The sequence below is a fragment of the Konateibacter massiliensis genome, assembly GCF_900184995.1.
Taxonomy (GTDB): domain Bacteria; phylum Bacillota; class Clostridia; order Lachnospirales; family Lachnospiraceae; genus Lachnotalea; species Lachnotalea massiliensis.
On sequence record NZ_LT860097.1, the window covers coordinates 51,755 to 77,905 of the forward strand.

Here is a 26,151-nt window from a genome sequence, read left to right on the forward strand (position 1 = left end):
GATAAAGCAGCCAAGTCCCTCATGAGTGAGGGACTTGGCTGCTTTGTTCTTCGTGCAAAAACATGTTTAAATTTAAGACAAATTTAAGCTCCATAATTTATGATAGGGAAAACAAGATAAAGAATAGGAGGTATCATATGTATAAGAAAAAACTAAAAAGGACAATGGCATGTATCATGGCTGCATCTTTGGTTGTTTCTACATTTTCAGCAACAAGTATAGTAAAGGCAGCCTCGGCTAACTCAAATACGGCAGAGGAGGGGCAACAGCCGCCGTCAGGCGATATGCCAGGCGGGGAAGCGCCGGATGGGAACCCGCCGGGAGACCCGCCTTCCGGTGGTATGGGAGGTGCGAATACCATGACGTATGACTATTCCGGCACTCTTTCGGGAGCATTGACGGCAGATGGCACTTCCGTGACCTCAGATGGTGAAACGACCACGGCGTCAACGGCAGAACAAAATGCTGCATTGGTACAAAATGGCGGGACGCTGACAATCACAAACGGAACATTGCAAAAATCAGGTGACTCTGAAAATGCAGATAATTGCAACTTTTATGGTGTCAATGCCATTCTTCTTGCAATAAACAGCGGTTCTATGGCTTATATTTCAGACACCGCTCTGACTGCAGACAGTGAAGGCAGCAATGCAATTTTTGCCACAGACAGTGCTACGGTGTATGCCAATAACAATACCATATCAACGACATCAAATAGTTCAAGAGGATTGGATGCCACATACTCCGGTACTATCATTGCCAATGATATGACAATCTCAACAAAGGGAGATCACAGTGCTACTATCGCAACGGACCGTGGAGGCGGAACTATTTCAGCGACAAACAGTACACTTTCAACGGAAGGCTCCGGCTCACCTCTTCTCTATTCAACAGGAGATATACAGGTAAATAATATTACGGGAACCGCAAGCGGAAGCCAGATTGCAGGAATGGAAGGATATAATACCATTTTAATACACAATTCAAACCTGACAAGTACCATTACCGACAAAACGGCTAGTGACCCGATTGCAAACGGAATTATTATTTATCAGTCCACATCAGGTGATGCGGAAAGTACGACAGGCAGTACCGCAACCTTTGAGGCGGCAGATTCAACACTTACAAGTGCGATTACAAGCGGAGCGATGTTTTATCTTACAAATACGGAAGCAAATATCGTGTTAAGCAATACAGTACTTGATTTTGACAGTGACAATGTAAATTTACTTACCATACAAGGCAATGATTCAAATAGCTGGGGAACAGCAGGAAGCAATGGAGCGCAGGCTAAATTCACGGCAATCGGAGAGACACTCAGTGGTGATATTGATGTTGATACGATAAGCATCCTTGATTTGTATCTGTTAGAAGGAACCACCTATACAGGAGCAGCGACGATATCAACCAATGAAGTGAATACAAGTCAGACCGATTCACCTATTACAATTAATCTGGATAGCACCTCCAAGTGGATTGTGACAGCGGATACCACAATCAGCAATTTAAATGCAGAAAGCGGTGCTGCCATTGTAGATGAAAGCGGAAAAACAGTTACAATCGTTGCAAACGGTGAGACCATTGTAGGCGGTACAAGTGAATATACCATTACAGTGACGGGAGCTTATTCAGACAGCATTACAACAGACAGTACAAACCAGCTAAGTACGGATTATATTGATCGTTCAGATTTTGATGCTTACTACAATGTCTCTACGGCATTTGGAAGCAGTACAACAACAGATAGCACAACCGTTTCTGAGGCGGAAGACACAAGTGTGGAAGGCGATACAGAGAATGCTTCGGATATCGAGGATGAAGTAGTTAGCGAAGAGATTGATACAGCGGAGGCTACAGAATCCAATGTCATGCAATATGCAATTATAGCAGTAGCGGTGTGTGCTGTAATCGGAGGCGGATTTGTTTTTTATAAGAAAAAAAGGTAATGGAAAGTATAGTAAAAGGAGTGTAGCCAAGCCGGCTGCGCTTCTTTTATTTTTTGATATTTTATGTTATGCTATTACTAGAAAAAAGACGATACGAAGTGCAAGGGAGGTAAGAGTATGACAATCGTATATATAATGGCAATCATTTTTACAGTGCTTGGCATTTATCTTCTGACAGGCAGGGGAGGCTGGCTGATTGCCGGATACAATACCGCGAGCAAGGAAGAGAAGGAAAAATATGATGAAAAAAAGCTATGCCGCAGTATGGGAGTTCTCATGCTCGTTATTGCCGTGATTATATGCCTGACAGCTTATGTAAATACAGATGAATTTGCGATGAAGATGATTGCTCCGATATTGATTGCAGTCGGAGTGGAAATGGTTTACGCAAATAAGTTCTGCAACAAGAAATAGACCAGAGGAGAGAACAATGTCATTACAATTATTACTTGGAAATTCAGGTTCAGGAAAATCGTATCAGCTCAATCAATATCTCATCGAGCAGTCTATGGCGAATCCGGATACCAACTATATCATTATTGTTCCCGAGCAGTTTACACTGCAGACGCAGAAGGACATTGTGAGTATGCACCCGCGTCACGGCGTTATGAATATCGATATTGTGAGTTTTCAGCGACTGGCATACCGTATTTTTGAGGAGACCGGCGGAAATAGTCTTGCCTCCTTGGACGATACAGGTAAAAATTTGATTATCCGAAAGATAGCATCCCAGAAGCAGCCCGAGCTTAGGATGCTTGGCGCCAATCTAAAAAAACTCGGTTACATCAGTGAAATTAAGTCTGTTATCTCGGAGCTGACCCAGTATAATGTGGAGCCGAACCAGTTGGAGCAATTGATTGAGGAGACGAAGAATAAACCGTCACTCAATTACAAATTGCAGGATATCCATGTGCTGTATAAGGGCTTTAAGGAATATTTGGCGGATAAATTTATCACGGCGGAGGAGCTTTTACTCGTGCTGTCTAGAGTGGTAAAAGATTCTGCCATCATTCAAAACAGTGTGATTGCAATTGACGGTTTTACAGGCTTTACGCCGGTTCAATTCGTACTTTTGGAAGAGCTTATCAAGCATTGTAAAAAGCTTATGGTGAGCGTTACGATAGACAGCCGGGAGGAACTGAATTTAAAGAATGAACATGAACTTTTTTATATGAGTAAAAAGATGATTTTATCCCTGCAAAAAATAGCCGCTGAGACCAAAGTAGAGATGGAGGAGCCTATTTTTATGAAGGAACAGGTGACCTGCCGTCACAGCGGGAAAACCGCGCTGGGAGCGTTGGAAAAACGTATTTTTCGGTATCCGGTGAAAAAGTATGAGGAGGAGCAGGAGGAAATCAAAATTTTTACGGCTAAAAATCCTCTTGCAGAGATAAAGGCAATTGCAGGGGAGGTTTTGCGTCTTGTGCGCGAGGAGGGCTATCGTTTTCAGGAAATTGCGGTTGTTTCCGGTGATATTGCCGCCTATTCAAGCTATGCCGCAAAGGTCTTTAAGCAGTATGATATACCGGCATTTATTGATGATAAGCGAAGCATTTTGATGAATTCCTTCGTGGAGTTTATCCGTGCGACGCTTAAAATGATAGAGGAGGATTTCAGCTATGACGGAGTCTTCCGCTATCTGCGATGTGATATGCACCCGATGGAGCGAGAGGACGTCGATGAGCTTGAAAACTATTGTCTTGCCTTTGGCATTCGCGGCAGGAAAAAATGGGAGCAGAAGTGGGTGCGCACCTATGACCTTATACAGGAAGAAAAGCTGCTGGAAATCAATGCACTGCGTGAAAGTCTGATGGAAACAGTTCTTCCCCTCTATGAAGTACTGAAAGCGAAGGATACGACGGCAAAGGAGATGATACGCTCTCTCTATGATTTTGTCGCAAAGCTCAATTTGCAGCAGAAGCTTGGCGAGATGGAGCGGGAATTTGAGGCAGCAGGGGAGCTTTCTCTTGCAAAGGAATATGCTCAGATTTATAAAATCGTCTTGGAGTTGTTTGACCGGGTTGTGGATTTGCTCGGAGACGAAAAACTTACAGCGAAGGAATTTCGTGAAATACTGGACGCAGGTTTTGAGGAGGCGAAGGTCGGCATTATTCCGCCAAGCATTGACCGCGTTGTGTTCGGCGATATTGAGAGAACGAGACTTGATAAGATTAAAGTACTGTTTTTTGCCGGAGTAAATGAGGGGATTATCCCGAAAAACTCGAACAAGGGAGGTATTATTTCCCAGATTGAGAGGGAAGCGCTGTTACAGTATGATATTGAGTTAGCACCCACTAACAGGCAGGACGTATACACACAAAAGTTTTATTTATATCTAAATATGACAAAGCCGAGCGAGAAGCTCTATCTGTCCTACAGCAAAACAGATTCCCAGGGAGGGACACTGCGTGCCTCCTATCTGATCGGAACGGTGAGAAAACTATTTCCGCGTATCGCTATTGAGGACAAGGATGAGGTGCTCACAAGCTTTGAGGGTGTGGTGTGTGAAAGCAACGGTCTTGACTACCTCACCTATTGTCTGAGACAAGTTATGCTTGGCAATAAGCCGGAGGGCTTTTTGGAGTTGTATCACTGGTACAACAGGCAAACGGATTATGAGACGATTATCAAATCGCTTGGAGAGGCAGCGTATTTTCATAACCATGAGAGTAAAATCAGCAAGGCGGTTGCAAAAGCGCTCTATGGCAGTGTGCTTGAAAACAGTGTGACAAGACTTGAAAAATATGCAGCCTGTGCCTTTGCGCACTTTTTGACCTATGGCTTGGAGTTGAAGGAGAGACGAGAATACCATTTTCAGGCGATGGACATGGGAAATATTTTTCATCAGGTGCTTGAATTGTTTGCAAAGCGGCTCTTGCAAAGCGGCTATGACTGGTCGAGTATACCGGAGGAGGAGAGAAACAATCTCGCGGACCTCTGCGTGGAGGAGTGTATTATTGATTATGGAAATACGGTACTTTACAGTTCGGCGCGAAATGAATATGTGATAGCCCGCATCAAGAGAATTGTGAGAAGGACGTTGTGGGCATTGCAAAATCAGATGGTGAAAGGAAAATTTTCTCCAAGCAGCTATGAGATTTCGTTTTCTATGGCGGACAGTCTTGACAGCATCAATATCCGCCTGTCTGAGGACGAAAGGCTTAAGCTGAAGGGCCGCATTGACCGTATGGACTTATATGAGGATGATGAAAATGTCTATGTAAAAATCATTGATTATAAATCAGGAAGCACCTCCTTTGATATGGTTGCACTGTACTATGGTCTGCAATTGCAGCTTGTCGTATATTTAAATGCTGCGGTTGAGATGGAGCAGAAATTAAAACCGGACAAAGCGGTTATCCCTGCGGGAATCCTATATTATAACATCAGCGATCCTGTTGTGGACAGGGAAGAGGAGGACAGTGAGGAGAACATCCGACAGAGAATACTGGAAAAGTTGAAAATGAATGGGCTGGTCAACAGCGATCGTGAGATTATCCGTATGATGGATGACGAGATGGAAAACAAATCCTCCGTACTCCCTGTTTCCTTTAATAAGGACGGAAGTTTGTCACGCTATTCCTCCGCCGCTTCCACAGAGCATTTTCATGCGCTTTCCCGCTTTGTAGACGAAAAAATTAAGGAGCTTGGGACTGAGATTTTGGAGGGAAATATTGAGATTGCCCCTTATGAATCAGGAAACAGGACGGCGTGCGACTATTGTACCTACAAAGGAATCTGCGGTTTTGATTTAAAAAGCCCCGGTTTTGAGTTTAGGAGACTAAAACAGTTTTCAGATGATGAAATCTGGGAAAAAATCGTGAAAGGAGAAGGAGAATGAAGGTAACATGGACGAAGGAGCAGCAGAAAGTAATTGACTTGAGAAACCGGAATATTTTAGTATCCGCGGCAGCAGGTTCCGGAAAAACAGCCGTGCTCGTGGAGCGCATTATTTCCATGATTACAGAGGGCAGTTCTCCGATTGACATAGACAAGCTTTTGATTGTGACATTCACAAATGCGGCAGCCTCCCAGATGCGAGAGAGAATCGGCGAAGCGATTGAGGCAAAGCTTGAGGAAAACCCGAAAAACGAACATCTGCAAAAGCAGGTATCTTTGGTTCATAATGCTTATATCACAACCATTCACAGCTTTTGCCTAAGGGTAATCCGAAACCATTTTAACCAGATTAATCTGGACCCTTCCTTTCGAATTGGAGATGAAGGCGAGCTAAAGCTTTTGAAGGGAGATGTTCTGGAAAAAATTCTGGAAAAGCATTATGAGGAAAAGAGTGAGGACTTTTTTGACTTTGTGGAGAGCTATTCCACCGGAAAAACCGACAAGGAATTAGAAGATATGGTGCTGCAGCTCTACCAGTTTGCGATGAGTTATCCATGGCCAAAGGAGTGGCTTCGTGCGTGTGTCCAAGGCTATGAGATAGGAAGCATTGCAGAGTTAGAGGAGACAAACTGGTATAAGAGCATTGCAGACAATATTCAGATTATGGTGCGGGAGATGGCAGAGCAGGTGGAACAACTCATAGAAATCTCCTTAAGTGCTGACGGTCCTTATATGTATGAAAGCACTCTGCAAGCGGAAAAGGAAATGCTGGAGAGGCTTTTAAGGACAAGAGGCTATGAGGAATATTACGAGCAGTTTAACAGCTTGTCTTTTGGGCGGCTCTCTTCTAAGAAGGATGAGAACGTTTCCGTATTCTTGCGCGAAACGGTAAAAAAGCAGAGAGACGGTATAAAAAAGACGCTGAATTCGTTAGCGGAGCGGTATTTTTATGCCCTGCCGGAGCAGGTTCTTTTCGATATACAAAATTGTAAAAAAAGCGTGGAGGTGCTTGCCAACCTAACGATTGAATTTATGGAGGAATACCAAAGCGCAAAGCTTGATAAAAATCTGGTTGATTACAACGATTTGGAGCATTATGCTTTAAATATACTTGTGGAAAAAGAGGAGAATGGCTGGAAGCCAAGCGAGGCAGCGCGTGAATATGAGGATATTTTCGAGGAAATTATGATTGACGAGTATCAGGACAGCAATCTTGTTCAGGAAATGCTTCTGCGGGCGGTATCACGCGAGAGCGTCCAGAAAAACAATGTATTTATGGTAGGTGACGTCAAGCAGAGCATTTATAAGTTCAGACTGGCAAGGCCGGAGCTGTTTATGGAAAAATACAATACCTATTCCCTCTCAGACTGTGACAAGCAGCGGATTGATTTGGATAAGAATTTCAGAAGCAGAGGGGAAGTGCTGTCTGCGGCTAATTTTATCTTTCATCAGATTATGATGGAGTCAATCGGCGGCATCGATTACAACAAAGAATGTGCACTCTATCTGGGTGGTGACTACAAAGAGCCACGGAGTGAGAGAGATTTTGAGGCAGAGGTTTTACTTGTTGATTTGGATTCAGCGCTGGCGGAGGATGAGGGAAACAAGAAAAGCTCTCTATTGGAAGATAAGGAGTATACGCCGAAGGAGCTTGAGGCAAAAGCGATTGCAGCTCGAATTAAAGAGCTTGTGAACGAGGAGAGAGGGCTTAAAATTATCGATAAGGCGACAGGTGAGTATAGAAGTGTGCGTTACAGTGATATCGTGATATTACTCCGCACAATGGCGGGTTGGGCAGATACGTTTACCTCTATTTTGATGTCTGAGGGAATACCGGCACATACCGGCTCACAGACGGGATATTTTTCTACGATTGAGGTGACAACCTTGTTAAATCTTCTGCGTGTGATTGACAATCCGTTACAGGACATTCCGTTTGCCTCGGTTATGACCTCTCCGATTGCAGATATCATGGGAGAAGAGCTTGGCATCATCAAGTCGTCCTATAAGGAGCTTGGCATCTATGAGGGCAGCAGGCGGTATGCGTTTGAGGGTGAAAACAAAGTATTAAAGAATAAGTTAAACAAACTATTTGAATTAATTGAAAGATTTAGAAAAATTGCGGTATATACACCGATACATGATTTAATCTGGCATATTTTGGAGGAGACGAACTACGGCAGATTTGCCGCCGCCATGCCGGGAGGTGAGCAGAGAAAGGGAAATCTGGATATGCTCATTGAGAAAGCAATTGTGTTTGAAAGCACGAGCTACAAGGGATTGTTTAATTTTGTACGCTATATTGAAAACCTGCAAAAATATGATGTGGATTTTGGTGAGGCGGAGGTTGTCAATGAAAGTGACGATACGGTTCGCATTATGAGTATCCATAAGAGCAAGGGACTGGAATTTCCGGTTGTGTTTGTGAGCGGTATGGGAAAAAGCTTCAACAATCAGGACGCAAGAGCAAAGCTGGTTATGCATCCGGACCTTGGTGTGGGCGCAGACTACATTGATTATGAGCACCGCGTAAAAGCCCCTACGCTGATTAAGAAGGCGATGCAAAAACAGATACAGATGGAAAACCTTGCGGAGGAGCTAAGAGTTCTCTATGTGGCACTCACAAGGGCGAAGGAGAAACTGATTTTGACGGGTGCAATCGCAAAGCTGGAGGATAAGCTTGCAAGCTACAGCCAAACCCTAAACCGCAAGGAGAAATTGGGCTATCGCTTTGTCAGTGAAGCCGGAAACTATATGGAATGGGTGCTTCAGGCTTTGATGCGGCATAAGGACAGCAGAGAATTTTTGGAAAAATATGAAATCGGAGTTCCTTCCTACGACCTGCCGTTTTCGTCGGAGGCAAAGTATTTCCTCAAGGTAATCGGGCTTTCTGATTTGGTGAGGGAAGAAATACTGACCCAGATATGGGAGGACAATTTTAAAAATGAATTAAAAAATGGGCTGCCTCAGGAAGAAGGCGATATGGAATACATTTCAGTGCTTGAGGAAAAGTTGAATTTTTCCTATCCGTATCAGGAACTGAAAAATATTCATACAAAGATGACGGTCTCGGAAATTAAAAAGCTGGGACAGGTACTGGATGATGAAGAGCTTGGTACCCCTCTCATTAGGGAGGAGATACCAGTACCGCTTTTGCCGAAGTTTATGGCAGAGGAAGGCGAGCTTGCCGGCGCAGATCGAGGAACTGCGTACCACAGGGTATTCCAGCTTTTGGACTATGCTAAAATAGGCGGAAAAGAAGAGGTAGAAGCCCAGCTTGCCAAAATGGTGGAGGAGCATAAAATTTCAAAGGAAGCCAAGGAGAGTATCCGTCCGCATCTGCTGGAGAAATTTTTCAAATCCAATATTGGGCAAAGGGTCAAAATAGCCAGCGAGCAGGGAACGCTAAAAAGAGAGAAACCGTTTGTAATGGGTATTAAAGCAAAAAGGATAAAAACCTCTCTGCAAAGTGACGAGATGGTTTTGATACAAGGTATCATTGACGCATTTTTTGAGGAGGACGGTAAAATTATTCTCGTGGATTACAAGACGGATTATGTGAAATCAGAGCAGGAGCTGATTTCCAGATATAAGGTTCAGCTTGAGTATTATGCGGAGGCATTGGAGAAAATAACCGGGCAGGAGGTTAAGGAGCGGATTATTTATTCCGTTATGCTTGGAAAAGAAATTCTGGTTTGATATTGTATTGTGTTGGATTTTGTTGTATTATATAGTAAAGTGAAAAGCAAAATACCTTTTAATCCTAACATCATGATATAGAAGGCAGAAGCACTCTCTGAAAGGAGCAAGAAACGTGGAATTTGAACAATTATTAAAGAATAATGATGCTTCCGGTAAGCTTCGAATTGTACAGGAGCTGGTTCCGGGTAAGCAGGTTACGCTGGCTCATGTGATAGCAAGTCCGGACCCAATCGTATATAAAAAATTAGGACTTAACCCAAGCGAGGATTATGTGAGAGCGGCAATCGGTATACTCAGTATGAGCCCTGCGGAAATATCCGTTATTGCCGGTGATTTGGCAATTAAATCGGCAAATGTTGATTTGGGATTTATTGACCGTTTCAGCGGCACGCTGATTTTTACGGGCAGGGTGGCAGAGGTGGAAGCTGCGATTGAAACAATATGTAAGTATTTGAGAGAGAATCTTGGTTTTGCGATTTGTGAAATTACCAGAACCTGATGTACAGGATTTGACATGAAGAAAATTATTTTGATGGGACGAAGTGAATGTGGTAAAACGACATTGCGCCAGGCATTGAAAGGAGATACCCTTCACTACCATAAGACACAATATGTAAATCACTATGATGTGGTTATTGATACACCGGGAGAATATGCCGAAAATCATACATTAGGGCGGGCACTTGCTCTGTATTCCTATGAAGCTGATGTGGTAGGGCTTTTAATCAGCGCTACGGAAAGCTATTCTTTGTTTCCGCCCTGCGTGACAGCCGTATCTACAAGACCGGTTATCGGTATCGTAACGCAGATTGATGAGGAAAACGGAAATCCCGAGCAGGCGGAAGAATGGCTTCGTCTTGCAGGCTGTGAGACAGTCTTTTTTGTGAGCTCTTACACCGGTGAGGGAATCTGGCAGATTATCGATTACCTAAAGGAAGACGGAGACGTTCTGCCGTGGAAAGAAGATACAGCAGAACAGCCAAGGACGGTTCTTTCAACAAAGAATTAAATTTTGTTACAGTTCACAATATCGTGAGGTGTTTTATGTTAGATAAGGCAGTACCATATAAGCGTATTATTATGAAGCTGGATTATGAGAAAAATCATAGCACGGCAAATATAATACTGCCCGAAGGATATTCCTTTCAAATGTATGAGGAAGGAATGGAGGAGGAATGGGCAGAGACAGAGGCAGAGGTTTTGGAATTTGACACGAAGGAAAAGGCTCTTGCTTATTTTAAGAAAAATCTGCTTCCGTATAAGGAAAATCTGAAAAAAAGAATGATTTTTGTGGTGAATAAAGAGGGGACAGCTGTTGCCAATGCCTGTGCCTGGTATGCTGATTACAAGGGAAAGCATCAGGCACATGTCCACTATGTTGCGGTGAGACCGGACTATCAGGGGTTAGGCATTGGAAAGGCAGTATTTCAAAAGATACTGACTCTTTTTCCGGTTTATGAACCAAATGAGGACATTTATCTCCATACCCAGACATGGAGCCATGTTGCAATTCGCATGTATCTTACAATGGGGTTTCGGTTGATAAAGGATGAGTTTATCGGCTATCATCAAAAGGATTATGAGGAAGCTGTGCGCACTCTGGAGAAGATTTATGATAGAGAGACGATAAAAAAGACATCTTGAATAAAATTTCAAGATGTCTTTTTATATGATAGGAAAATCATTCTTCGATATCGGATTTATCCTCTCTTTTATTCAATACATAGCCCATAACAAGGCCGGCAAGTACGATAAAGATAGAGATAAACTGTGAGGTGGAAAGCGCTCCGATGCTTCCGCGTACCAAATCACCTCTAAAGAACTCAATGATAAAGCGTCCGATGCCGTATAAAACTAAATAGGCGCTTGCGACAAGCCCTGATTTTGAATTCTTTCTTGCAAACAGGATGAGAACAAGAGCGATAGCAAAATCACCAAGGCTGGACATTAGCTGTGTTGGCACTAAGTGAATGTGGTTTGGCGCGTACTCAGAGTTTTGAAATACAATGCTAAAGCCCGAAGTCGTTTCCAAGCCATAGCAGCAGCCTGCAAAAAAGCAGCCGACACGCCCAAAGCCTTGTGCGATAGCCAAGGAAGGCACAAGTAAATCAAAATATGTTAAAAAGTTCTTTTTCTTATATCGGCAGTAGAGATAAGCAGCTAAAATTCCGCCGATAATACCGCCGTACACAACAAAGCCGTCCATCAGCTCCAACAAACTGGCTGGATTCTCGAGAATAGTTTTCCATTTCGTAATGAAATACAAAAGCTTAGCTCCCAACAGTCCGAAAATAATGCAGACAAAGGCGAGATTAAAGAGAAAATCTCGGTCAAGGCCTCTTTTTTTTGCACGGTAATCAGCAGAAAGAAGTGCTGCAATAAAGCCAATTCCGATTAATAAACCATAGCTATGTACGGTAATGGGACCAATACTGAATAAATCGTTATACATAGAGGTATCCTTTCTGGTGTGAAATTTTGTAAAATGAGAGTCGGTATGAAGTTATACCAGCTATAAATAGTTTTTATAACATAGGAAACTCGTAGTAATTTCCTATGTTATAAAACAAATAAGACTCTATGATAATCATAAAGTCTTAAGAAGAGCGATAGACGAGACTCGAACTCGCGACCTCCACCTTGGCAAGGTGGCGTACTACCAACTGTACTACTATCGCATAACCAATATATTCTGTTTGAAAACTGCTACGTTAGATACTATACTATAAAAATTTATGTTTGTCAAGAATGAAATCTTAGTATTTTTACTTGATATTTTTAGCGTTACTAGTTAAAATAGGAAGCAGGTTTGATAGAAAAATGTCAGAAATGAATGGTGGAGGTAATTGGTATGATTTTTGGTGCTTTAGAGGCAGGCGGAACAAAGATGGTATGTGCATTGGGGCAGGAAGATGGTACAATATTGGAGCAGGTGTCGATTCCGACAACGACTCCGGAGGAGACAATTCCGTTAATTATAGACTATTTTAAGGAAAAAGGGATTGTATCACTTGGAATTGGTTCTTTTGGACCGGTGGATGTAAATAAGGATTCGGATACTTACGGACATATTTTGGACACCCCGAAGACTCCTTGGAAGTATTATGATTTGCTAGGAGAGTTACAGAAGGCATTGAATGTTCCGATTGAACTGGATACCGATGTAAATGGTTCTTGCCTGGGCGAAATGACGTTTGGCGATGCAAAAGGCCTTGATTCTGTGGTTTACATCACAATAGGAACCGGTGTAGGCGTGGGAGCCGCAGTAGGCGGACAGCTGCTTCACGGTATGCTTCACCCAGAGGCAGGACATATTCTTTTAGAAAAGCATGAGGAGGATACCTTTGAGGGATGCTGCCCATATCACGGCACATGTCTGGAGGGACTTGCAGCAGGACCTGCGATTGAGAAGAGATGGGGGAAAAAGGCTGTTGAATTAAAGGATAATGACAAGGTGTGGGAGATTGAGGCGTATTATATTGCGCAGGCAATCATGGCCTATATTTTGACACTGTCACCGAGAAAAATTATTCTTGGCGGCGGGGTTATGCACCAGATGCAGTTATTTCCTATGATACGCAAAGAGGTAAAGAGATTGATGAACGGCTATATCAATACAAAAGAAATGCAGGATATCGAACATTACATTGTTCCGGCAAGCTTGAATGATAACCAGGGCATTATGGGCTGTATACAGCTTGCGAAGCTGGCATTGGAAGGAAAATAGCATAAAAGAAGAACCTCGCAAAGAGGTTCTTTTTTATATGATTTAGAAGTAAACCCGGAATGTAGGAAGATCTATGTCAATGAGATCAAACTGACTTAAATCATATCCTTTTTTCTTAATCTGACTTGCGCTAAATTCGATTGTAAAAGATTTTCCGGTAGTACCATATGAAATATTTTTTGGATAGGTGTTTGCAACTTTACCTTTTGCAAGTACTACGTCAGTATCAGGAGCACCCAGTGTTTTTCCCAAAATGGTACCGGTCAGAGTCACATTAATTTTAGACATTTTTCCTTTTGTATCTGTAACCTTTTTTACCTTGGAATAGTATTTGTGATTGATAAATTGAGACTTACAGATAAGCTTTCCATTCTTGTAGTAAACCTGAGTTGGAATAACATAAAAGCCATAGCCTATGAACTCAGAAACAGACTTTACATCAAAAGAATAAGAATTACTAGATACTTTAACAACGCACTTTAACTTTTTGGATCCTACTTTAGCCGTAATGGTAGCCTTACCTTTGCCGGTAGCTGTAACTAAGCCGTTTTTTACAGTTGCCGCTTTTTTGTTGCTTGTTGACCATGTAACTTTTTTACCGCCCTTATTTTTGACAGTAAGTTTAAATGTTTCTCCTGCACGCACTGATTTTGAAGTGATGCTGAGTGTCGGCTTGGCAGCAGCTTCAACAGTGGTAACAGTCGAAACAGCCGGTAAAATAGCCGGTACGGTTAATGCCAGTGACATACTAAGAGCCACGGCAGTAGCCATTTTCTTAAATGAAAATTTGAACATAACTCAATCCCCTTTGTGTTTTATTTAGGCTTCGCCTGTATAAAATTTTAGCATAATATTCCAGATATAGCAATGGTACTTTGCTCTTACGGCGTAGTATTTCTGCGCATAAAATGCTGTTCTAAAGCCAATAGGATGAATAGGAATGGGTGGACATTTTGGAATGGTTAAATTATAATGAAAAAGATATAGTTGATTATGAATATAAAGGAGGGCGTAAATTGAGTTTAGCAGATCATTTATTTATAAATATGTGCAAGGATATATTGGAAAACGGTGTCAGCACCGAGGGTGAAAAGGTTCGTCCAAAATGGGAGGATGGAACATCGGCTTACACCGTGAAACGCTTTGGAGTGGTGAACCGTTATGATTTGTCCAAGGAATTTCCGGCGCTGACACTTCGAAAAACAGCGATAAAGAGCTGTACTGATGAAATACTCTGGATTTGGCAGAAAAAATCCAATAATATCAATGAATTGAATAGCCATATATGGGATAGCTGGGCAGATGAGGAAGGCTCTATCGGAAAAGCTTACGGCTACCAGCTCGGCGTAAAGCACCAGTACAAAGAGGGCATGATGGACCAGGTGGACCGCGTTATCTATGATTTGAAGAACAACCCATACAGCAGAAGAATCATGACAAATATATATGTGCATCAGGATTTACACGAGATGCACCTATACCCTTGTGCTTACAGCATGACCTTCAATACGACAAAGGAACCGGGCAGCGACAGGCTGAAATTAAATGCAATTTTAAATCAGCGTTCTCAGGATATTTTGGCGGCAAACAATTGGAATGTGTGCCAATATGCGATTTTGGTGCATATGCTGGCGCAAGTGTGCGGTATGCAGGTGGGAGAGCTTGTGCATGTCATTGCAGACGCCCACATCTATGACCGTCATATTCCGATTATCGAGGAGCTCATAAGCCGCCCTGTTTATGATGCGCCAACCTTCTGGTTGAATCCGGAGGTTAAGGATTTCTATGATTTTACACCGGATGATGTAAAATTAGAAAATTATGTGACAGGACCGCAAATAAAAAACATACCGATTGCGGTATAAGGAAAGGAAAGCAAAGATATGAACTTAATAGTGGCAGTTGACAGTAACTGGGCGATTGGAAACAAGGACCAGTTACTTGTCCGCATACCAAATGACCATAAAATGTTTCGGGAGGAGACGACCGGAAAGATTGTAGTGCTTGGAAGAAAGACGCTTGAGACTTTTCCGAATAAGCAGCCGCTGCAAAACAGAAAAAATATTATTTTTTCCACAAATCCTGATTATACGGTGAAGGACGCAGATATTGTTCACTCTATAGAAGAATTTTTAGAAGAAATAAAGAAATATAAGAGTGAAGATGTATATATCATCGGCGGGCAGAGTATTTACCGTGAACTGCTTCCGTACTGTGATACGGCACATGTCACGAAAATTGAGCACAAATATGAAGCGGATGCCTATTTTCCGAATTTGGACGAGGATAAGGAATGGAAGATTACGGCGGAAAGTGATGAACTCACTTACTTTGATTTAGAATATGCTTTTGTAAAATACGAGAGAATGAAAGAGTAAAGCTGCTAGCAGATTCACCTGTAATACTTCTTGACATTAACTTGAAAAAGTATAATAATAAATTTATTGAATAAACGGAAGGATGAAATGTCATGTTGGATATTAAATTTGAAGCAACCAAAAATCCAAAGCCGATACCGGACGAGAATGATCCGTTGGTATTTGGAACAATTTTTACAAATCACATGTTTGTCATGGATTATGAGATGGGGAAGGGATGGCACAACCCGAGAGTGACAGAGTATGCACCTATCGTTCTCGAACCTTCTGCGATGGTTTTCCATTATGGACAGGAAATGTTTGAGGGATTAAAAGCATACAAGTCGGAGGAAGGAAAGATTTTATTATTTCGCCCGGACAAAAATATCGAAAGAGCCAACAACACAAACAAGAGGATTTGTATTCCGCAAATACCGGAGGAAGATTTTTTACAGGCAATCAAGGCAATTGTATCAGCAGATAGAGACTGGATTCCAACAAAGCAAGGCACATCCCTCTATATCAGACCGTTTGTTATTGCAACCGACCCGTATTTAGGTGTGAGACCATCAAATACGTATAAATTTATTATTATTTTATCCCCTGTAGGACCATATTATAAAGAGGGCTTGGACCCTGTTAAAATCTGGATTGAGGATGAATATGTAAGAGCTGTAAAGGGTGGAATAGGCGAGGCAAAAACAGGCGGAAACTATGTTGCAAGTCTGGCATCCCAAGTAAAAGCACATGACGAGGGCTATTCACAGGTGCTTTGGCTGGACGGTGTAGATCGCAAGTACATTGAAGAGGTTGGAGCGATGAATATCTTCTTCAAGATTAACGGAACCGTGGTAACCCCGATGCTAAACGGAAGTATTTTGCCGGGTGTTACAAGAGATTCTTGCATCGCCCTCTGTAAGCAGTGGGGAATACCTGTGGAGGAGAGAAAAGTATCCATTGATGAAATATATGAAGCAGCGAAGGACGGAAGCCTGGAGGAAGTATGGGGCACCGGTACAGCAGCGGTTATCTCACCGGTAGGGCAGCTTAGATGGAAAGACCACATTATGCCGATACAGGATGGCGGCATCGGCGAATTGAGCCAGAAGCTGTATGATACCGTTACAGGTATCCAGCTTGGAAAAATCGAAGATGAGCTGAATTGGATTGTAGAAGTGAAATAAAAATTGTAAAAGACTGCAATAACAGGATTTTAAGGATTCTGTTATTGCAGTTTTTGTATTAGGATGGTAAATGTTGGATTTTCAACAGCAAATCTTAAGTAAATCGTAATAAAATCCTAGAATGGTTTTAAAACAATTTTCACATTTCTTTGATAAACTTCAAAAGGAACAAGACATTTGCGTATTAAATCAGAGGTGTATTATGAAGAGAAATGAATTCGGAGAAATTGAAAATCCAAAGAATAAAATAAATATTTTGATACTCGTTGTTGCTATTTTAGCTGTTATTATCACAGGTGTTGTATATGCCGTTAAGTTGAATGACGAGGCAGCGAGCTTAAATGCTTATCATAAAACGACGACAGACTATTATCAAAATGAGGAGGGAAACATATAATAGTACCAAACGGTATTTCGCAGATGGAGAAAATATGCGACAACAAGCTTTAGTAATGACACAAGATACGGCTGTTGATAAAGGAAATTTGAAGGTGAGCGTGACCTCACAGAACAATTTAAAGCCAATTCAGGGGGCTACCATTAAAATATCCTATACAGGCGACCCTACCAGCCAGGTAGAAGAATTAAGTACAAATGAATCGGGACAGACTGAAACGGTGGCACTTGACACGCCTCCGCTTGAATACAGCCTAGCCCCTTCAGAAATCCAGCCTTATTCCGAATATACGCTTCAGGTAGAAGCAGAGGGCTTTGAACCGATTGTGATATCGGGATCTCAAATACTTCCGGAGGTAAATGCTTTGCAGGAGATACGTCTTCGCCCGCTTGAGCCAAATCAGGTGGAGGATAATGTGGTGATTCCGGCACATACCCTTTATGGGGAATATCCGCCTAAAATTGCAGAGGCAGAAATCAAACCTGTCGATGAAAGCGGTGAGATAGTATTGAGCAGAGTTGTAATCCCGGAATTTGTCATTGTACATGACGGCGTTCCTACCGATACGACGGCTTCCAACTACTATGTAAGATATAAGGATTATATTAAAAATGTGGCGAGCAGTGAGATTTATGCAACATGGCCTACATCCGCAATTGAGGCAAATGTGTTGGCAATTATGTCGTTTACGCTGAATCGTGTCTTTACCGAATGGTATAGAAACAAGGGATTCAACTTTACCATCACCTCCTCAACTGCATTTGATCATAAATGGATGTATGGCAGAAACATATTCAGCGAAATATCCATTGTGGTGGATAATTTGTTTGCCAGTTATTTATCGAGACCGAATGTGAAGCAGCCGATTTTAACCCAGTATTGCGACGGAAACCGGGTGACCTGCCCGAACTGGCTGTCCCAGTGGGGGTCAAAGGATTTGGGAGATCAGGGATATTCTGCGATAGATATTATCCGGCATTATTACGGCAGTAATATGTTTATCAACAGCGCGGAGGAGGTATCCGGCGTTCCGGCTTCGTGGCCCGGCAGTAATTTGCAGGTGGGTTCAAGCGGTGATAGCGTGCGGCAGATGCAGGAGCAGTTAAATACCATTGCAGGCTCCTATCCTGCAATTCCGAGAATTACGGCAGATGGTGTATTTGGTCCGGCAACGGAAAATGCAGTAAGAATTTTTCAGTCTGTGTTTGGACTTCCGGCAAATGGTATCGTAGATTACCCTACTTGGTATAAGATATCAGAAATCTATGTCGGAGTATCCAGAATTGCGGAATTAGTATAAACGCATAAATTTACATTTTTAAAAGGTGTTTTTGCAGAGTATCCCGGCAGTGGGATACTCTTTTTTTGGAACTGTAAAAAGAAAATATAAATATTTATAAAAAAAGGTTGAAAAATGTTTGATAATATGATAAAATTTTAAAAATTTGAGGTTTTGCAAAAGCAACAATTGTAAAGCCACAATTGTATAGCTAGTAAAAATATGAAAAAGAAATGCTTAGAGATGTATGGTATTTTTTTTTTGTATAAATGCATAATATGCAATAAAATGCATAAATATGCTTGTAAAAAAGAAAGGAATAAAGGTGGTACAATGAAAGCTTTTCTAATACTAGAAGACAAAACCGTGTTTGAGGGACAGTCTATCGGAGCTGAAAAAGAAGTGATAAGTGAGATTGTTTTTAACACATCAATGACAGGATATTTAGAAGTGTTAACGGACCCGTCCTACGCAGGACAAGCAGTGGTTATGACCTACCCTCTGATTGGAAATTATGGAATATGCCGAGAGGACATGGAGTCGAGAAAGGCTTGGCCGGATGGTTATATTGTGCGAGAGCTGTCGAGATTGCCGAGCAATTTCAGAAGCGAAGACAGTATCCAGAATTTTTTGAAAGAGCAGGATATTCCTGGTATTGCAGGGATTGATACAAGAGCTCTCACTAAGATTTTGAGAGAAAAGGGTACAATGAACGGCTGTATTACCACCAATGAGAATTATAAGATAGACGAAATCGTAGAGCGATTAAAAAATTATACAACCGGAAAAGTGGTAGAGAAAGTGACCTGTGCCTCCAAGTCTGTTTTAAAGGGCGAAGGAAAAAAGGTAGCGCTTCTTGACTTAGGTGCGAAGGATAACATCGCGGCTTCTTTGAATGAAAGAGGCTGTGAGGTTACAATTTATCCGGCACTCACGAGTGCTAAGGAGATTATTGAGGCAAACCCAGACGGTATTATGCTGTCAAACGGTCCCGGAGACCCGAAGGACTGTGCGAGCATCATCGAAGAGATTAAAAAGCTCTATGATACCGAAATTCCTATTTTTGCAATCTGCTTAGGACATCAGCTTATGGCACTGGCGACAGGCGGTGACACTCACAAAATGAAATACGGTCACAGAGGCGGAAATCACCCGGTGAAGGATTTGAGTACAGGAAGAGTTTATATTTCCTCACAAAATCACGGCTATGTGGTAGATGTAGATAAGATGCCGGACGGCATTGCAAACGTAAGCTTTATCAACGTAAATGACAAGACGGTAGAAGGGCTTGACTATGTAAATAAAAAGATTTTTACGGTACAGTTCCATCCGGAAGCTTGCCCGGGGCCGCAGGACTCAGCGTTTTTGTTCGATAAGTTTATTGAGATGATGGAGGTTAAAAAAGATGCCTAAGAATCCAGATATTAAAAAAGTATTAGTAATCGGCTCAGGACCAATCATAATCGGTCAGGCAGCAGAATTTGACTATGCCGGCACGCAGGCTTGCCGCTCCTTAAGAGAAGAGGGCGTAAGCGTAGTTTTGGTAAACTCAAACCCTGCGACCATCATGACGGACAAGGATATTGCGGATATGGTTTATATTGAGCCGTTGACCTTAGATGTGGTAGAGGGAATTATTTTAAAGGAAAGACCGGATAGCGTATTGCCGACACTCGGCGGCCAGGCAGCTCTTAACCTTGCGATGGAGCTTGCAGAGTCAGGCTTTTTGGAAAAACATAATGTAAAGCTCATCGGAACAACGCCTGAGACAATCAAGAAGGCAGAGGACAGAGAAGAGTTTAAGGAGACGATGGAGAAAATAGGAGAGCCTTGCGCGGCTTCTATGGTTGTAAACAATGTCGAGGACGGTATTGCATTCACAAACACCATCGGATATCCAATCGTACTTCGTCCTGCGTATACGCTTGGCGGAAGCGGCGGCGGAATTGCATACAATGAAGAAGAGTTGGTTGATATTCTCACAAACGGACTTCGTTTGAGCCGTGTCGGTCAGGTTTTGGTAGAGCGCTGTATCTCTGGCTGGAAGGAAATCGAATACGAGGTAATGCGTGACGGTAACGGAAACTGCATCACGGTATGTAACATGGAAAACATTGACCCGGTAGGAGTTCACACCGGAGACAGTATCGTAGTGGCACCTTCTCAGACTTTGGGAGACAAAGAGTATCAGATGCTTCGTACCTCTGCATTGAATATTATCAGCGAGTTGAAAATCACAGGAGGCTGTAACGTGCAATACGCACTTAACCCGGACTCCTTTGAATACTGTGTAATTGAGGTTAATCCGCGTGTAAGCCGTTCCTCAGCGCTTGCTTCAAAGGCTACAGGCTATCCGATTGCAAAGGTTGCGGCAAAAATTGCGCTTGGTTACAGCTTGGATGAAATCAAAAACGCAATTACCGGAAAAACCTATGCAAGCTTTGAACCAACACTTGATTACTGTGTTGTAAAAATACCGAGACTTCCGTTTGATAAATTTATTCATGCAAAGAGAACCCTGACCACACAGATGAAGGCGACCGGCGAGGTTATGAGTATCTGTGACAACTTCGAGGGTGCTTTGATGAAGGCAATCCGCTCCTTAGAGCAGCATGTGGACAGCCTGTTAAGCGATGAATATGCAGAGCTTGACAATGATAAGATTGAAGAAATGCTAGCGATTGTGGATGATAAGAGAATTTTCTTGATAGCCGAGGCAATCAGACGTGGCTTCACCTATGAGACAATTAATCAGATTACAAAATTTGACCATTGGTTTATTGATAAGATTGCAATTCTTGTGGAGATGGAGCAGAAGCTTCAAAAGGATGAGCTTACCGTAGAGACGCTGAAGGAAGCAAAACGTTTGGAGTTCCCTGATACGGTAATTGCCAGACTGACAGGCAAAACAGCGCTTGAAATCAAGAATATGAGATATGAAAACGGCATTGTGGCAGCATTTAAAATGGTTGACACTTGCGCCGCAGAGTTCGAAGCTTCCACACCTTACTACTACTCCGTATTCGGAAGTGAAAACGAGGTGGAAGAGGATAAGGAAAAGAAGAAAAAAGTATTGGTACTTGGCTCCGGTCCGATCCGTATCGGTCAAGGTATCGAGTTTGACTTCTGCTCCGTACACTGTACATGGGCATTCAAGGAAGAGGGCTACGAGACAATTATCGTAAACAACAATCCTGAGACCGTAAGTACAGACTTTGATATTGCCGATAAGCTTTATTTTGAGCCGCTGACACCGGAAGATGTGGAAAGCATTGTAAACTTAGAGAAGCCTGACGGCGCGGTTGTGCAGTTTGGCGGACAGACCGCAATCAAGCTGACGGAAGCCCTTATGAAAATGGGAGTCCCAATTCTTGGAACCTCCGCAGAGGATGTAGATGCGGCAGAGGACAGAGAATTATTTGATAAAATACTAGAGGAATGCCATATTCCAAGACCGGCAGGAAAAACAGTATTTACGATTGAAGAGGCGCTTTTGGCGGCGAATGAATTAGGCTATCCGGTGCTGATTAGACCTTCTTATGTATTGGGCGGTCAGGGCATGCAGATTGCCATCAATGATGACGATGTCAGAGAGTTTATGACAATCGTAAACAGAACGGTTCAGGAGCACCCTGTACTCGTTGATAAATATATGGTCGGAAAAGAAATCGAAGTTGACGCGGTTTGCGACGGCGAAGATATCATTATTCCGGGAATTATGGAGCATATTGAGAGAGCGGGTATCCACTCAGGTGACAGTATTTCCGTATATCCGGCGCAGAGTCTCAGCTCTAAGATTAAAAAAGTAATCGAGGAATACACAAGACGTCTGGCACGCTCCCTTCATGTGCGCGGTTTGATTAATATCCAGTTTATCGTGAGCAATGAGGAAGTGTATGTAATTGAGGTAAATCCTCGTTCCAGCCGTACCGTACCTTATATCAGCAAGGTGACGGGAATTCCGATTGTAAAGCTTGCGACAAAGGTTATCGTCGGCAATACAATCAAGAGTCTGGGCTATGAGTCCGGTTTACAGCCGGAGGCAGATTACTTTGCGATAAAAATGCCGGTATTCTCCTTTGAGAAAATCCGCGGAGCAGAAATCAGCCTCGGACCTGAAATGAAGTCTACCGGTGAGGTGCTTGGCATTGCCAAAACCTTCAATGAGGCACTGTATAAAGCTTTTATCGGAGCGGGCATCATTCTTCCGAAGCACAAGCAGATTATTATGACGGTCAACGATGCGGATAAGATTGAGGCTGTCGAGGTAGGACGCCGCTTTGAAGCACTCGGCTACAAGATATATGCGACAAGAGGCACCTGTCAGGCGCTAAATGAGAATGGAGTCGGAGCTGTCAAAATCAGCAAGATTGAGCAGGAATCTCCAAACCTTCTGGATTTAATACTGGAGCATAAGATTGACCTTGTTATCGATACCCCTTCTCAGGGTGCGGCAAAGAGCAACGATGGCTTCCTAATCAGAAGAAATGCGATTGAGACAGGTGTACACTGCCTAACCTCGTTAGACACCGCAAATGCCCTTCTGACAAGCTTAGAACATGCAAATGATCAGGAGCTTACCTTGATTGATATTGCAAGTATTTAAGAAAAAAGTTGATAAAGTTAGAAATAAGCTGATTTTAAATAAAAGAAATCAGCTTATTTTTTATTGTCATTATTCTGATAAAAGAATATAATGGAAGATAGATTGGAGGTTTCTGATATGAACATTTAACAACGATTGAAATGTCTGAAAAATGGAATATTAGATAAAGATGATTGGAATGAAGATGAAATCAAAAGTCGAACAAAATGGTTATGTGATGAAGCAATAAAGTTGTGGAAGATTTAATTTATTAATAGATGATGATATTTTTTGATATGTATAATTATTTAGTTGAAAGGGGCGGCGAGTATGATAGATTTTGTAGGAACACGATGGTATAAATGTGATTTTCATTTACATACAATGAAAAGCGATTGTTATAAAGAGAAAACAGATAGTGAGGAGCAATGGATTGAACAGGTAAAACTTAATGGATTAAATTGCATAGCAGTTACAGATCATAATGATTACCGGGCTATAGATAAGATGAAAGAGTTAGGAGAAAAGAATGGAATTGTGGTATTTCCGGGAGTAGAGGTAACATGCGATTCAACCAAAATTCATATACTTGTAATCTTTGATTCGAATAAAACATCAGATGTGGTAAGGGATTATTTGAGCAAAATAGATATTGATTCGGAAGTTGTTGGAAAGAGTGTTGGAACCTCAACAGGTATTTTTGAAGCATGCACAATAGCAAAAGAAAGAGGAGCACTTGTTATTGCAGCACATATTGATGAGTTTGCAGGTATTAATTCTATGAGTGTAGCAAATGTTGAAAAAATATTGGACAGAAAATATATTGATGCGGTTCAAGTCGTTAATCAACAAATCTGGGAAGAATATAATGTTAATAAAAATAAAGAAGAGATGCTTGTTTCTTTAAATAATAAATATGGAAGTGAAATATCAACTGATACTGCAGAAAATTGGAAAAAAACATATAATCGTGCAATCAAGGCTAAGATACCAATACTTTCGTTTTCTGATAATCCATGTTCAAATGTAGAGTCAAAACATGGGTTATGGGGAATTGGGAAAACGTATACTTGGATAAAAATGGACAAGAAGCCTGATTTAGAAAGCGTTAGACAAGCTTTGTTATCAGAAGATATGAGACTTAAATTAAAAGAACAGACAGAACTGATTCCAGAAGCAAAACCAGATATGTGGATTAAGTCTATTAAAGTGGAAAATGCAACTATCAATCCATACAAAGAATTGAATGTGGAATTTAATCCACAATTAAATGCAATAATTGGAGGAAGAGGAAGTGGAAAATCTTCAATTATAAGAATAATGGCGGGTGGTCTCTCTTCTCTTAATACATATGCATTAGACGAAATAAAAAAAGAACAGGATAAATTTTATAAAGTACATAACAATAAAGATGATACAGGCATTTTTGAATCAAAATCAAATGTTGAGATTATTATTGTTAGAAATGAATTGTTATACAAAGTAAATGTAAATTCCATAAAAGATATGAGCGATCAAATTCAGAGTATTTACAAATATGATGAAAATACAAATACATGGGAAGAAATAGTAGATTCGAATTATTTGGACTTTTTTAGAGTACAAGTATATACTCAGAAACAAATATTTGAAATTGCAAAAGAGCCAGATGCCTTATTAAAAATCATAGATGCAGATATTCCAGAAATGGAGAGTGTTTTAAATAAACAACAGATTGTGTATGATAATCTTTTGGCTAAAATGGCAGAAATAAGGACAACGCAGGCGATAATAGATAAAGAGGGAAAATTACGTACAGAATTGAGTGATTATGATGAGCAAATCAGTCAATATAAAAAGAGTGGGATTGCAGAGATTGTCAATCATAAACAACAATATTTGCAGGAAGAGAAAACGTTAAATAATTTCTTGTCGAAAATTTCAATAGTTGCTGAGGAGTTAGACAGTGCAACTTTGAGTGCAAAGATTCCAGAAGTGGATGCAACTGAATTAGAAAATGCAACAGAGTTGTTTGAACTAATTAAACAGGGAAAAGAAAATGTAATTAAGAATATAGAACTTATAAAAAATAGTATTTCAGATATCAGAGAACAGAAAGAAAAAATATTAGTCGAAGTTGATAAGAGTGACTGGAATGCTAAGAAAATGGCTACTGATTTAGCCTATGATGAAGCATGTGCTAAATTACATGAATCAGGAATACAAATCAACAAACTTGATGAACTACTCGAATTGAAAAAGAAAAAACAAGAAGAACTAGATACTGTCGAAAAAGCAAAAGAAGGACTAAAAAAATTACGGAGTGAGAAACAAGAAATTCATATTGAATATGACTCATATTTTACCACAATACGTACATTGAGAGTGAATTTCATTGAAACGGTCATTGGTAATCAAGATAATGTAAAGATAGAACTTCTGAACCATGGAAATACTGATTCGTTTGAAGAGACAATAAAAAATATTACTCAAAAAAGGGAAAGTTCAAATATAAATGAGGATATATCAACTTTAAAAAGTACAGTGTTTGGAAAAAAAGATATAAATTATTTTAGAGAACTAATAACAAGAATAAAAGATGGTATTGATGAAAAAGAAGTTTCCGGTTATTTTAGAAAAGCAATAAGGGGATTGGATGATGTACAATTTGATAAAATGATAACCTTTCTTCCTAAAGATGAATTAAAAGTAAGCTATAAACCGGAGGGAGGAAGAAGTTTTATTCCCTTATCTTCAGCTTCGGCAGGACAAAAGACAACAGCAATTTTAACTTTTATCCTTGCATATGGTAATCGGCCATTATTGTTAGATCAGCCAGAAGATGATTTAGATAATCGATTAGTGTATGATTTAGTAGTCAAACGTTTGAAAAGTGCAAAGCAGAATCGCCAAATAATTGTTGTAACGCATAATGCCAATATACCTGTGAATGGAGATGCTGAATATATTACATCAATGGATTCGGATAGCCGTTATGTTAAGATTAAGGCAGAAGGAACATTAGATAATGAAGTGATACGAAAAGAAATCTGTGATGTAATGGAAGGTACAGAATATGCATTTGGAATGAGAGCTAAGAAATATCACTTGAATATTGTTGAATGATCTTAGGGTTAGTAAAAATGATTGTGGAG

General features: G+C 41.2%; 18 protein-coding genes and 1 tRNA gene. 16 read left to right on the plus strand and 3 right to left on the minus strand.

The genetic code is table 11. From position 1 onward, the window contains the following. Positions 1-137 precede the first annotated feature (137 nt). The 7 genes from CTY48_RS00270 (at position 138) to CTY48_RS00300 (ending at position 11,132) form a co-directional block, all read left to right on the plus strand. The gene (locus CTY48_RS00270) at positions 138-1,946 is read left to right on the plus strand and encodes a beta strand repeat-containing protein (protein ID WP_099466519.1); all 1,809 of its coding nucleotides are present in this window, start codon (positions 138-140) and stop codon (positions 1,944-1,946) included. Between the two features lie 117 nt (positions 1,947-2,063). Next, positions 2,064-2,360: a DUF3784 domain-containing protein gene (locus tag CTY48_RS00275; RefSeq protein ID WP_099466520.1), complete on the plus strand. Its 297-nt coding sequence runs from the start codon at positions 2,064-2,066 to the stop codon at positions 2,358-2,360. 16 nt (positions 2,361-2,376) lie between these two features. Beyond that, positions 2,377-5,787, plus strand: coding sequence for a helicase-exonuclease AddAB subunit AddB (gene addB, locus CTY48_RS00280; protein WP_099466521.1), 3,411 nt, complete (start codon positions 2,377-2,379; stop codon positions 5,785-5,787). Then, positions 5,784-9,485, plus strand: coding sequence for a helicase-exonuclease AddAB subunit AddA (addA, locus tag CTY48_RS00285; RefSeq protein ID WP_099466522.1), 3,702 nt, complete (start codon positions 5,784-5,786; stop codon positions 9,483-9,485). The genes addB and addA overlap by 4 nt, the downstream gene beginning before the upstream one ends. A 115-nt stretch (positions 9,486-9,600) precedes the next feature. Next, positions 9,601-9,987, plus strand: a complete 387-nt coding sequence (locus tag CTY48_RS00290; RefSeq protein WP_099466523.1) for a BMC domain-containing protein — start codon at positions 9,601-9,603, stop codon at positions 9,985-9,987. 15 nt (positions 9,988-10,002) lie between these two features. After that, entirely contained in the window at positions 10,003-10,497 is a 495-nt protein-coding gene (locus CTY48_RS00295; RefSeq protein WP_099466524.1) for a EutP/PduV family microcompartment system protein, read from the plus strand. 35 nt (positions 10,498-10,532) lie between these two features. Then, on the plus strand, positions 10,533-11,132 hold the full coding sequence (locus CTY48_RS00300) for a GNAT family N-acetyltransferase (protein WP_099466525.1): 600 nt from the start codon (positions 10,533-10,535) through the stop codon (positions 11,130-11,132). Between the two features lie 37 nt (positions 11,133-11,169). Here the strand turns inward: CTY48_RS00300 and CTY48_RS00305 are convergent, their stop codons facing one another. Together CTY48_RS00305 and CTY48_RS00310 are read right to left on the minus strand one after the other, a co-directional pair. Next, positions 11,170-11,940 (minus strand): prolipoprotein diacylglyceryl transferase, encoded by a 771-nt coding sequence (locus CTY48_RS00305; RefSeq protein ID WP_099466526.1) that lies wholly within the window; start codon positions 11,938-11,940, stop codon positions 11,170-11,172. Positions 11,941-12,093: 153 nt separating this feature from the next. Beyond that, positions 12,094-12,166, minus strand: a tRNA-Gly gene (locus tag CTY48_RS00310). A gap of 173 nt (positions 12,167-12,339) precedes the next feature. Between CTY48_RS00310 and CTY48_RS00315 the strand changes: the two genes are divergently transcribed. Further along, positions 12,340-13,215, plus strand: coding sequence for an ROK family protein (locus CTY48_RS00315; protein ID WP_099466527.1), 876 nt, complete (start codon positions 12,340-12,342; stop codon positions 13,213-13,215). Positions 13,216-13,257: 42 nt separating this feature from the next. On the opposite strand, the gene CTY48_RS00320 is transcribed toward CTY48_RS00315, so the two are convergent. Continuing rightward, positions 13,258-14,010, minus strand: a complete 753-nt coding sequence (locus CTY48_RS00320) for an Ig-like domain-containing protein (RefSeq protein ID WP_099466528.1) — start codon at positions 14,008-14,010, stop codon at positions 13,258-13,260. Between the two features lie 221 nt (positions 14,011-14,231). On the opposite strand from CTY48_RS00320, the gene thyA reads away from it, so the two are divergent. The 8 genes from thyA to CTY48_RS00360 all read left to right on the plus strand — a co-directional run bounded on the left by thyA (position 14,232) and on the right by CTY48_RS00360 (position 26,122). Next, positions 14,232-15,080, plus strand: a complete 849-nt coding sequence (gene thyA, locus CTY48_RS00325; protein WP_099466728.1) for a thymidylate synthase — start codon at positions 14,232-14,234, stop codon at positions 15,078-15,080. Positions 15,081-15,098: 18 nt separating this feature from the next. After that, positions 15,099-15,593 (plus strand): dihydrofolate reductase, encoded by a 495-nt coding sequence (locus tag CTY48_RS00330; RefSeq protein ID WP_099466529.1) that lies wholly within the window; start codon positions 15,099-15,101, stop codon positions 15,591-15,593. A 92-nt stretch (positions 15,594-15,685) separates the two neighbouring features. Further along, on the plus strand, positions 15,686-16,756 hold the full coding sequence (locus CTY48_RS00335) for a branched-chain amino acid aminotransferase (protein ID WP_099466530.1): 1,071 nt from the start codon (positions 15,686-15,688) through the stop codon (positions 16,754-16,756). Between the two features lie 202 nt (positions 16,757-16,958). Next, positions 16,959-17,153: a hypothetical protein gene (locus CTY48_RS00340; protein WP_099466531.1), complete on the plus strand. Its 195-nt coding sequence runs from the start codon at positions 16,959-16,961 to the stop codon at positions 17,151-17,153. A 34-nt stretch (positions 17,154-17,187) separates the two neighbouring features. After that, on the plus strand, positions 17,188-18,453 hold the full coding sequence (locus CTY48_RS00345; RefSeq protein ID WP_328587783.1) for a peptidoglycan-binding protein: 1,266 nt from the start codon (positions 17,188-17,190) through the stop codon (positions 18,451-18,453). A 312-nt stretch (positions 18,454-18,765) separates the two neighbouring features. Beyond that, positions 18,766-19,845 (plus strand): carbamoyl phosphate synthase small subunit, encoded by a 1,080-nt coding sequence (locus tag CTY48_RS00350; protein ID WP_099466532.1) that lies wholly within the window; start codon positions 18,766-18,768, stop codon positions 19,843-19,845. Further along, positions 19,838-23,038, plus strand: coding sequence for a carbamoyl-phosphate synthase large subunit (carB, locus tag CTY48_RS00355; RefSeq protein ID WP_099466533.1), 3,201 nt, complete (start codon positions 19,838-19,840; stop codon positions 23,036-23,038). The genes CTY48_RS00350 and carB overlap by 8 nt, the downstream gene beginning before the upstream one ends. Positions 23,039-23,347: 309 nt before the next feature. Further along, entirely contained in the window at positions 23,348-26,122 is a 2,775-nt protein-coding gene (locus CTY48_RS00360; RefSeq protein ID WP_099466534.1) for a TrlF family AAA-like ATPase, read from the plus strand. The last annotated feature ends 29 nt before the right edge of the window (positions 26,123-26,151 follow it).

What these genes read in the sequence shown, in the direction of transcription:
- CTY48_RS00270 (WP_099466519.1), top strand. Translation starts at nt 138, where the DNA reads ATGTATAAGAAAAAACTAAAAAGGACAATGGCATGTATCATGGCTGCA.
- CTY48_RS00275 (WP_099466520.1), top strand. Translation starts at nt 2,064, where the DNA reads ATGACAATCGTATATATAATGGCAATCATTTTTACAGTGCTTGGCATT.
- addB (WP_099466521.1), top strand. Translation starts at nt 2,377, where the DNA reads ATGTCATTACAATTATTACTTGGAAATTCAGGTTCAGGAAAATCGTAT.
- addA (WP_099466522.1), top strand. Translation starts at nt 5,784, where the DNA reads ATGAAGGTAACATGGACGAAGGAGCAGCAGAAAGTAATTGACTTGAGA.
- CTY48_RS00295 (WP_099466524.1), top strand. Translation starts at nt 10,003, where the DNA reads ATGAAGAAAATTATTTTGATGGGACGAAGTGAATGTGGTAAAACGACA.
- CTY48_RS00300 (WP_099466525.1), top strand. Translation starts at nt 10,533, where the DNA reads ATGTTAGATAAGGCAGTACCATATAAGCGTATTATTATGAAGCTGGAT.
- CTY48_RS00305 (WP_099466526.1), bottom strand. Translation starts at nt 11,940, where the DNA reads ATGTATAACGATTTATTCAGTATTGGTCCCATTACCGTACATAGCTAT.
- CTY48_RS00315 (WP_099466527.1), top strand. Translation starts at nt 12,340, where the DNA reads ATGATTTTTGGTGCTTTAGAGGCAGGCGGAACAAAGATGGTATGTGCA.
- CTY48_RS00320 (WP_099466528.1), bottom strand. Translation starts at nt 14,010, where the DNA reads ATGTTCAAATTTTCATTTAAGAAAATGGCTACTGCCGTGGCTCTTAGT.
- CTY48_RS00330 (WP_099466529.1), top strand. Translation starts at nt 15,099, where the DNA reads ATGAACTTAATAGTGGCAGTTGACAGTAACTGGGCGATTGGAAACAAG.
- CTY48_RS00335 (WP_099466530.1), top strand. Translation starts at nt 15,686, where the DNA reads ATGTTGGATATTAAATTTGAAGCAACCAAAAATCCAAAGCCGATACCG.
- CTY48_RS00340 (WP_099466531.1), top strand. Translation starts at nt 16,959, where the DNA reads ATGAAGAGAAATGAATTCGGAGAAATTGAAAATCCAAAGAATAAAATA.
- CTY48_RS00345 (WP_328587783.1), top strand. Translation starts at nt 17,188, where the DNA reads ATGCGACAACAAGCTTTAGTAATGACACAAGATACGGCTGTTGATAAA.
- CTY48_RS00350 (WP_099466532.1), top strand. Translation starts at nt 18,766, where the DNA reads ATGAAAGCTTTTCTAATACTAGAAGACAAAACCGTGTTTGAGGGACAG.
- carB (WP_099466533.1), top strand. Translation starts at nt 19,838, where the DNA reads ATGCCTAAGAATCCAGATATTAAAAAAGTATTAGTAATCGGCTCAGGA.
- CTY48_RS00360 (WP_099466534.1), top strand. Translation starts at nt 23,348, where the DNA reads ATGATAGATTTTGTAGGAACACGATGGTATAAATGTGATTTTCATTTA.